7 protein-coding genes and 1 tRNA gene are annotated in these 9,042 nt (G+C 67.6%); 6 read left to right on the forward strand and 2 right to left on the reverse strand.

Translation table 11 applies throughout. The features are described from left to right. Window positions 1–20 precede the first annotated feature (20 nt). The gene (locus VF825_RS10585; protein WP_331112990.1) at window positions 21–1,883 is read right to left on the reverse strand and encodes a phosphoenolpyruvate carboxykinase (GTP); all 1,863 of its coding nucleotides are present in this window, start codon (window positions 1,881–1,883) and stop codon (window positions 21–23) included. Between the two features lie 560 nt (window positions 1,884–2,443). Here VF825_RS10585 and VF825_RS10590 point away from each other — a divergent pair. From VF825_RS10590 to VF825_RS10615, 6 genes are all read left to right on the forward strand, one after another. Beyond that, window positions 2,444–2,516: transfer RNA gene (locus tag VF825_RS10590), tRNA-Arg, on the forward strand. Between the two features lie 258 nt (window positions 2,517–2,774). Continuing rightward, window positions 2,775–3,104, forward strand: coding sequence for a hypothetical protein (locus VF825_RS10595; protein ID WP_331112992.1), 330 nt, complete (start codon window positions 2,775–2,777; stop codon window positions 3,102–3,104). A gap of 103 nt (window positions 3,105–3,207) precedes the next feature. Further along, on the forward strand, window positions 3,208–3,444 hold the full coding sequence (locus VF825_RS10600; RefSeq protein ID WP_331112994.1) for a hypothetical protein: 237 nt from the start codon (window positions 3,208–3,210) through the stop codon (window positions 3,442–3,444). Window positions 3,445–3,532: 88 nt separating this feature from the next. Beyond that, a complete protein-coding gene (locus tag VF825_RS10605) occupies window positions 3,533–4,306 on the forward strand; it encodes a methyltransferase domain-containing protein (RefSeq protein WP_331112996.1) in 774 nt (257 codons plus the stop codon). A 195-nt stretch (window positions 4,307–4,501) separates the two neighbouring features. Then, complete coding sequence (locus tag VF825_RS10610) at window positions 4,502–4,852, forward strand: hypothetical protein (protein ID WP_331112997.1); 351 nt, start codon at window positions 4,502–4,504, stop codon at window positions 4,850–4,852. After that, window positions 4,849–5,559 carry a nucleoside/nucleotide kinase family protein gene (locus VF825_RS10615; protein ID WP_331112999.1) on the forward strand — a complete coding sequence of 237 codons (711 nt, stop codon included), beginning with the start codon at window positions 4,849–4,851 and terminating at the stop codon, window positions 5,557–5,559. The genes VF825_RS10610 and VF825_RS10615 overlap by 4 nt, the downstream gene beginning before the upstream one ends. A gap of 1,246 nt (window positions 5,560–6,805) precedes the next feature. Here the strand turns inward: VF825_RS10615 and VF825_RS10620 are convergent. Further along, window positions 6,806–9,042, reverse strand: a 2,237-nt coding sequence (locus tag VF825_RS10620; protein WP_331113001.1) for a galactose oxidase early set domain-containing protein, incomplete at its 5' end; no start/stop codon positions are given.

Raw genomic sequence — 9,042 nt, forward strand, 5'->3', positions numbered from 1 at the left:
CTGGGGCGTATGCCGTGTGGTTACTTCACGCCGAGGCGGGCCTTGAGGCCGTCCAGCTCGGTCCACAGCGTCGTCGGCAGGGTCGGGCCGAACTTGTCGAACCACTCCTGGATCTGCGGGATCTCCGCGGCCCACTCGTCGGCGTCGACGTCGAGGGCGATCCGCAGCTGCTCCTCGGTCATGTCCAGGCCCTCGGTGTCGAGGGACTCCGGGGTCGGCACGTGGCCGATCGGGGTCTCGACCGCGCCCGCGGTGCCCTCGAGGCGCTCCACGACCCACTTGAGGACGCGCGAGTTCTCGCCGAAGCCCGGCCACACGAAGCCACCGTCGGCGTCGCGGCGGAACCAGTTGACGTAGAAGATCTTGGGCAGCTTGGCCGCGTCCGCGTCCTTGCCGACCTTGATCCAGTGGTTGAAGTAGTCGCCGGCGTTGTAGCCGATGAACGGCAGCATCGCCATCGGGTCGCGCCGCACGACGCCCACGGCGCCGGTGGCGGCCGCGGTGGTCTCGGAGGAGAGCGTCGCGCCCATGAACGTGCCGTGCACCCAGTCGCGGGCCTCGGTGACCAGCGGGATGGTCGTCTTGCGGCGGCCACCGAACAGGATCGCCGAGATCGGCACGCCCTGCGGGTCGTCGTACTCCGGCGCCAGGATCGGGCACTGCTCGATCGGGGTGCAGAAGCGGCTGTTGGGGTGGCTGCTCGGCTCGGCGGACTCGGGGGTCCAGTCGCGGCCCTTCCAGTCGGTCAGGTGCGCCGGCTTCTCCTCGGTCATGCCCTCCCACCAGATGTCACCGTCGTCGGTGAGGGCGACGTTGGTGAACACCGAGTTGCCCTTGGCGATGGTGCGCATCGCGTTGGGGTTGGTGTCCCAGCCGGTGCCCGGCGCGACGCCGAACAGGCCGAACTCGGGGTTGACGGCGTAGAGGCGCCCATCCTTGCCGAACTTCATCCAGGCGATGTCGTCGCCGAGGGTCTCGACCTTCCAGCCCGGGATGGTCGGCTCGAGCATGGCCAGGTTGGTCTTGCCGCAGGCGCTCGGGAACGCGGCGGCGATGTACTTGACCGTGCCCTCGGGCGAGGTGAGCTTGAGGATGAGCATGTGCTCGGCCAGCCAGCCCTCGTCGCGGGCCATGACGCTGGCGATGCGCAGGGAGTAGCACTTCTTGCCGAGCAGGGCGTTGCCGCCGTAGCCGGAGCCGTAGCTCCAGATCATCCGCTCCTCGGGGAACTGCACGATGTACTTGGTGTCGCTGCACGGCCAGGCGACGTCCTGCTGGCCCGGCTCGAGCGGGGCGCCCACGGAGTGCAGGGCGGGGACGAAGTCGGCGTCGAGCTCCTCGATCCGCTTCAGGACCTTGGTGCCGATGCGGGCCATGACGCGCATCGAGGCGACGACGTAGGCGGAGTCGGTGATCTCCACGCCGAACATCGGCTTCTCGGCGTTGAGGTGCCCCATGACGAAGGGGATGACGTAGAGGGTCCGGCCCTTCATCGACCCCCGGTAGAGGTCGGTCATGATCGCCTTCATCTCGTCCGGCGCCATCCAGTTGTTGGTGGGGCCGGCGTCCTTCTCCTCGAGGGAGCAGATGAAGGTCCGGTCCTCGACCCGCGCGACGTCGCTGGGGTCGGAGGCGCAGTGGAACGAGTTGGGCTTGAGGTCCTCGTTGAGCCGGGTGAAGGTGCCGACCTCGACGAGCTCGTCGGTCAGCGTCTTCCACTCCTCGTCCGACCCGGTGACCCAGTGGATGCGGTCCGGCGTCGTGAGGGCGGCAACCTCAGCAACCCAGGACGCGAGCCGGGCGTGAGTGGTGCTGCCGTCACTCGGGATCTCGGTGCCAGGCGTGGCCGTGGCGGGGGTTGCTGTGGTCGTCTCAGTCGTCATGAGATCGGGCCATCCCTTTCGCGCGGCGACCGCGTGCTGGTCGCCTGCGTCAGTTGCGGTGGTGCGTCCGATGCGGGACCCGCGCCGCCCCTTCGTCGGGCGACGCTTGCTACAGCCCCCGACGGAGTTGGCGAAATGGTGTCCACATGGTGAACGCGCTTGTGGTTGCCAAGGTAGCCCCGGTCCAAGGCCGGGCGGAACCGTCGTGTTCAGCGCTCGCTCGTGAAACGTCTCACAAAGTCCCGTCGCTTGTCGGTTTCTTGCAATGGCCTGCAAGAAAGCGACCGATTTGCTGCAAGATCGGTTGCGGAGACGGGCCTTTCGGCCCTGTGCCGGTCCGGCCGGTATGCCGGGTCCCTGGGTCTGGGAGAGGGTCCGGTCCGCGGGTGGCCGGGGTGACCGCGAGGCTGTCGAAGGTGGGTGGCGAGGGGTGGCCGCGGGGGCGCGCCGGCCGGCTCGGGTGGGGTGCTTCCAGAGGGTCGGCGGACCGCGATTTCGCCCCACGGTCCCGCTCGGGTATTCTCGTGCCCCGTTGCGCCGGACATCCGGAAACGCGACAAGCGCCCGTAGCTCAACGGATAGAGCATTTGACTACGGATCAAAAGGTTAGGGGTTCGAATCCCTTCGGGCGCGCTCTGTGTTGAGACAGAAACCAGCAGGTCAGAGCCCCGCGCCGCTCCACACGGCCGGGGCTCTTGCTGTGTCCGGGGGTCACTGACAGCAGCGGGACCATCACGACAGCCCCAGAGCCCGGCCGGCGGCATAGGCGGCTTCGCGCAGGGCCGTCGGCATGACGTGCGAGTGCCGGTCCATCGTCACCGTCCCCCTCGGCGGCGAGCCATGTCGGCACCTGCGCCCTATCTTCATTTCCCGGGAACTGCTCGCGACGCCTTGACCTTCTACGGCGACGTCTTCGGCTGCACCGTGCAGCTCCACACCTTTGAGGAGTTCAACAGGACCGACGGCCCAGGCCATGCGATCGCCCACGGCTACCTCGTCGACGGGCCCGTCACCCTCTTCGCCTCCGACGCGGCCGGTGACGAGCCCGTGTTCCGCAGTGAGGGCCTGATGCTGTCACTGCTCGGTGCGTCCGACCCGTCGACCCTGAGCACGTGGTTCACTTTCTATCCGAAGGTGGCCGGGTCGTGGATGACTTGCAGATGCGGCCCTGGGGCGCCTCCGACGGGCAGGTCATCGACCGGAACGGTCTCCACTGGCTGATTGGATTCGAGGGCGCCGGGGGCCGCTGAACGCCCCGGAGAGTTCACGGCGGCTCCGGGTGACCACTCGCGAGACCGACGAGTCCTATCAGCGCGGTCAAGGCGTGCCGCCTTTCGGCGCGAGCATCGAGGCCACCCTGACCGCGGTCGGCGACCAGACAGACCTGACGATCCAGGTCCGCGGGATGCCGTTGGCCAAGACCGCCTTCTACGGGGCCGGGTGGCAGATCCATGCCGAGAACCTCGCCACTCACCTCGCCGGGCGGGAACGCGGTGACACCGAAGCGCGGTGGGGCGAGCTCGTCCCGCCCTACCAAGACCTGGCGGCCCAGCTCTGGTAGCCGGCCCCGCCGGCGGGTCGGCACTCCCACCGTGCTTGTTCGGTCACGTGTGGGCGCCAAAGAGTCCCCGGGTTGAGAGCATCGTGGCGTGGTCGAAGATGCATGGAAGGCGTTGGCCGATCCGTTTGTCGAGGGTGCCTACGCCACCGTGAAGGGGCAGGTGCGCACCTACGTCCTGCACCAACAGCTGCTGCGGCACCTGCCGCCGCCGTCGGCCTCGGTGCTGGACGTGGGCGGAGGGGCGGGGCACCAGTCGTTGCCCCTCGCCCGGCTGGGGTACGACGTCACGATCCTGGATCCGTCGACAGCGATGCTGGCCAAGGCCGAGGAACGGCTGGCACAGGAGCCGAGTGAGGTCCGGTCGCGGGTCCGGCTGGTCCGGGCCGCCGGCGAGTCCGCCGTCGAGGCCACTGGTGACCGGCGGTTCGCCGCCGTGCTCTGCCACGGCGTCCTGATGTACCTTCCCGCACCGGAGCCGCTGCTCGACGTCCTGTGTCGTTGTGTCGAGCCCGGAGGGGTGGTCTCCGTCATGGCGCTCAACGCCGCGACGATGGCCGTGCGGCCGGCGCTCGAGCACCGGTGGGCGGATGCCCTGGCCGGGTTCGACGCCACCAGCGAGACCGGTGTCCTGGGCGCGTCGACCCGCGGCGACACGGTCGAGCACCTCTCGGCGCTGTTGCGCCGTGGCGGAGTCGAACCGCGGGCCTGGTACGGCGTCTGGCTGTTCTCGGACTGGATGGACCTGCCGCTCGCGGACACCGACGTCGAGGCCGTGGCCGAGGTGGAGCTGCAGGCCAGCCTGCGCGACCCCTACCGACAGCTCAGCCGTGTGTTCCACCTCGTCGGGACCGGGGGCACTTGAGCCGGCCGGGCGGTTCAGCCCGCGACCAGGTCTGGGCCATGCGCGCCGGACGCTGCGTCGGCGGCCGGCGCACCGACCAGACCACCAGCCAGGAGATCGTCTCGCTCATCACCGGCGCACTCGCCGCCTGACCGCACCCGCCCGCGGGCGCCGGCCACCCGGAATACCGCTCCGAACCACTGAGGACCACCTGCCATGACCGACAGCACCACGACCACCAACCCGATCGGCGTCCATGCCCTCGTCTGGGTCGGCGACACCAGCCCCGACTCGGTCGCCTACGCCGTGGAGCAGACCAGGGCGGCCGGCTACGACCTGCTCGAGCTGTCCTTGCACGAAGCGACCAACCTCGATGTCCCCGCCGCCCGGGAGCAGCTCTCGGCGGCCGGGCTCCGGGTGGTGTGCTCCCGCGGCCTCGCGTTCACCGCGGACGTCTCCAGCGACGACCTGGCGGTGTGGCGCAACCTCTGGGATGACGGTGCCGACCTGGCCCGTCACGCGCGCGCCCCCACCGACTCGCTGCTGCACGCGAGCCGCGCCCGATGACCGACGTCGCCGCGCTCGCGGAGCGCGCCCGCGGCCTCGTGCCGGCACACGGCCGCGTCATCCTGGGGATCGCCGGCGCTCCTGGGGCGGGGAAGTCCACCCTCGTGGAGGAGTTGCTCGCCGCCCTGCGCCGGCAGCCGCCGCCCGGGGTGGGCGGGGACTGGCTGGCACACGTCCCGATGGACGGCTTCCACCTCGCCGACGTCCAGCTCGAACGGCTCGGCAACCGCCGGCGCAAGGGGGCCCCGGACACCTTCGACTCAGCCGGCTACCTCGCTGCGCTGCAGCGCATCGCCGACAACGGCGAGGACACGGTCTACGTCCCGGGCTTCGAGCGCACGCTCGAAAAGCCCATCGCCGCGGCGATCGCGGTCCCGCCGCAGGCCCGGCTGGTCGTGACCGAGGGCAACTACCTGTTGCTGCAGTCCGGTCACTGGCCGCAGATCCGCGCGCTGCTCCGGGAGGTCTGGTTCGTCGACCTGCCGGACGCGACCCGGCGGGAGCGGCTGGTCGCTCGGCACGTCGCCTTCGGCAAGGAACCCGACGCGGCGGTCGCCTGGGTTGACGGACCCGACGAGGCCAACGCCCGTGCGGTCAGCCAGACCGCGCGGTACGCCGACCTGGTCATCGGCGGGGGCGACCCCGTCGCCGGGATGCACGACGCGTCCGCGCCGGGACAGGCAGGCGCGGAGCTCAGGGAACGCTGAACGTCGCGGGACACACCAGCCGGCTCGTCGGGCGTGTCTGCGGCGGCCCCGTTACCTCGCTCGTGCCCGCAGGCGCAACGGTCTGCTACCGCAAAGGCCGAGACACCCTCGTTGATTGCCGGTGTTGCCTTCTTGCTCGCTCCGGCTATCACTGGGTGGTCCAGTGCGGGGGACGTCAGTGAGGGTGGGCAGATGCATGTCCTTCTAGGGCGGGTCTCGGAAGTCGTGCGTGTCGTCAGAGGGTGATGGACGTTAGGAAGATTCCTCACCGGTAGGCCGCCGCGTTGATGGTTCTGCGACCTGGACACTCGAGAGCTGCTGCGCGGCAGGGCCAACCCGCTGACCCGCAAGTAGGCCCAGTCCCCTACCTGGGGTTCGCCGGCCGGGCCCCTCGGCCGAACTGATCAGGGCCCAGCGGCGCGAGTCCGACACCGGCGTGGTCATGGTCGCCGGGCAGCAGGTCGTCCCAAGGCGAGCCCACCGCGGCCAAATCGTGGTCGATCCTGGCTCCGACCCACCTTGGCCAACCAGCTCGACGACGGGGACGTGCGTGTCGCGCGCCGTGACGTTGTCATCGCGGGGAGGGGCCCGAACTGTTGCTCGTGACGTTGAGCAATGTGGACCAGCGTTATCACGCGTTCATGCAGCCACTAGCCGGTGCGCCGGGACGGAGGTCGCCTCCCAGAGCGCGGCCTCGCGCGAACCGATGTCCGCTCACTCGGGCCGGTGAGGGCTTGAAGCCACAGGATGCGGCGAGGCCAAGTTCTTGCCGCCCGAGAGCCGGGGGCGCTCGCGTAAGACGACTCACGGCATCTCAGCATGCCGCCGACGGCCTGTCGTGGCTGGCAGGGTCAAGGCCGCACGGATGCGTACTGGCCGCACACAATTCCATGAACCACCAGGTGTAGGTGATCGTTGGTATAAGCCAGCGGTGTCTTGAGCCATCCTGCCTCGAGCAAGTAGTGACAGGTGACCGGCCGGTTGCCGGGCGCGCGGAGCGGGACACACTGTCCTGGCGTGCCATACCCCCGGTCACACCCGTCGACGAACGGCGTCACCGGCACCGCCACGTCCTTCCCCACTGGGATGACCTTCCCAGAGAGTTGGTTGGCCTGTTCGACCACGTGCGCCTTGATGGGTGGGCTGCTGGGTGGTGTTGAGGTGTCGGCCGTGGCGACCGCTGTGGCAAGTACGGCAGGGACCAACCCAGCCAGCAAGGACGTGGCAAGGAGGACTCTGGTCCGGCTCATGATCCCACCTTTACCCACACTGACGTAGAAGGGACGTGATCTGCCCTGACAACGTTGAGCATGTACGAGCCGGGCGGCGCAAGGTTGGGATTGCTCGTGAGGTTGAGGGAGTAGCTGCCGTCGGCGTTCTGCGTAATCGGCAGGTCTACCAGGCGCTGGTTCGGGTCGGAACTGTGCGTGACCGCAGCCGGTCTGATCAGCTCGGCTTGGACGATGGCGGAATCGGTGGTGACTCGCTGAGTCGAGCCGTAGGCCCAGGTCTGACTGGCGAGACTGGTGATCTTCGGCCTGCTGGATGCAAACATGTATGGCGGCGAGTAGACGGATATCCGCATGTCGAAACTGCCGTCGCCTGGGTTGGAGCCGACGGAGACGATCCGGCCGTCTGGAAGAAGGAACGACTCGGAGTGGTACATGCGCTCGACCGGATCTGGTGTGACTGACTGGAACGAGTTCGTGGCTGGGTCGTAGATGCTGCTCTCGTAGACCGCGTCCGCTCGGTTGTGCAGGCCACCACCGGTTTCCAGTATCTTCCGGTCGGGCATGAGAACCGCCGAAACATACATCTTCCCCATGGCTCCGGTCTCGGTTCCCACTCCAGGGTCGGTCACGGTCATGGTGGCTGAGTTACCCAATTCGAGTTTGCCCTGTGGCAGCAGCGGTCCAGGTGTGTAGCTGGGGTCCGCTGCCATGAGGTCAATCAGGTCGGTGTACCGGTTCGCGTCGACGTTGGTGTTGACGTTGCCACCACCCATGATCATCACCTTCTGGTCCTGTGCTGGGGGGAGCAAGACGGCTGCCGACTGGTCGCGTTCCTGGGGGTCCTGGAGCCCGGGGATGTCCGTGATGGTCTTGGCGGCAAAGTCGTAAATGTCGGCGCCAGAGCCGCTCGGCCCCTGGTTTCCGAAGACGTGGCTTCCGGTGTAGAAGAGGCGGCCGTCCTGCATCAGGATCATCGAGGGGTACAAGCCCCAGTAGTTGTACGTTTGCGGCACTGAGTCATGGGCGAGCCATGCCTGACTGGTGTTGGAGAACAGTTCGGTCTCTACGGTGCCTTGGCCAGCCTCGTTGAGCCCGCCAAGGGAGAGCACGTCTCCGTTGCCCATCTCCGTCGCCGACGGGTACCAGTGCCCGGTGTTCATGTCGTTGGTCTGCTGGTAGGCGTTCGTGGTTATGTTGAACACGTAGCTCGTCTTGAGCCCCTCGTAGCCATGGCTGCCGTCGGCCGCGGGGTATGCCTTGTTCCCTCCCATGACCAGCACGTTGCCGTTGGGAAGTTGCACGTGCCCGGCGCAGAACATGTCGGCCGGAGTTGCGATATCGGTGAACGAGTTCGCGACGGGATCCCAGAGCGTGGTCTTAAAGGTCCCGGCAGCAAAGGCCGTCGGGTCGTTCCCGGATCCAGCAATCAGCAGCACTTTGCCGTTGTTGAGCATCACCGAGTGGATGGCGCGAACGGTGTTCGGGTAGCTCAGAACATCCCAGCGTCCGTGAGCACAGACGTCAGCTGAGGCGGTACACGATGGCGGCGGGGCCTGCTGATTCGTGTCGGTGAGGGAATAGTCATCGGTGGTCAGAGTGCCGTCAGCGTAGATCGACACCCCGAAGGAGATCTGGTCGACTCCGTCCGGGATCACCGGGGTCAGGGCTGAGGCCTGGGCGTAGGTCGCTGTGGCAGGCAATGTCGTGAGGTCGGTGAAGTAGCTCCAGGTATCAGTCGCTGCAGTGTGCTTGAAGACCGTGAGGGCGTTGCTGTTCGTCGTGCTCTCGTACCAAACACTCGCCTGATACTGGTGGCCCGCCGTGACCTTGGGTGCGCACGTCGAACTTTCCAGTTGGAGAACCTTCCGGTCGCCGGACGTCAGGCCTGAGACCGTGATCTGTTCGGCGTAGTTGCCACTGTGCGCAGCCGTCCCGGTGACGGAGGTGTAGGTGACATTGGACGTGCCCCAGCCTGACTTCTCGAAGCAGACGGGGAACCCGTTGGACTGGTCCTCCAGGCTCGGGTTGACCACCAGGTTGGTTGGGCTGGTGTCAACAAGCGAGTAGTCGTCCGTGGTCAGAGTGCCGTCTGCCGAGATGGAGACGCCGAAGGTGATCTGGTCGACTCCGTCCGGGATCACCGGGGTCAGGGCTGAGGCCTGGGCGTAGGTCGCTGTGGCAGGCAATGTCGTGAGGTCGGTGAAGTAGCTCCAGGTATCAGTCGCTGCAGTGTGCTTGAAGACCGTGAGGG

It is taken from the genome of Oryzihumus sp., from assembly GCF_036391795.1.
Classification (GTDB): domain Bacteria; phylum Actinomycetota; class Actinomycetes; order Actinomycetales; family Dermatophilaceae; genus Oryzihumus.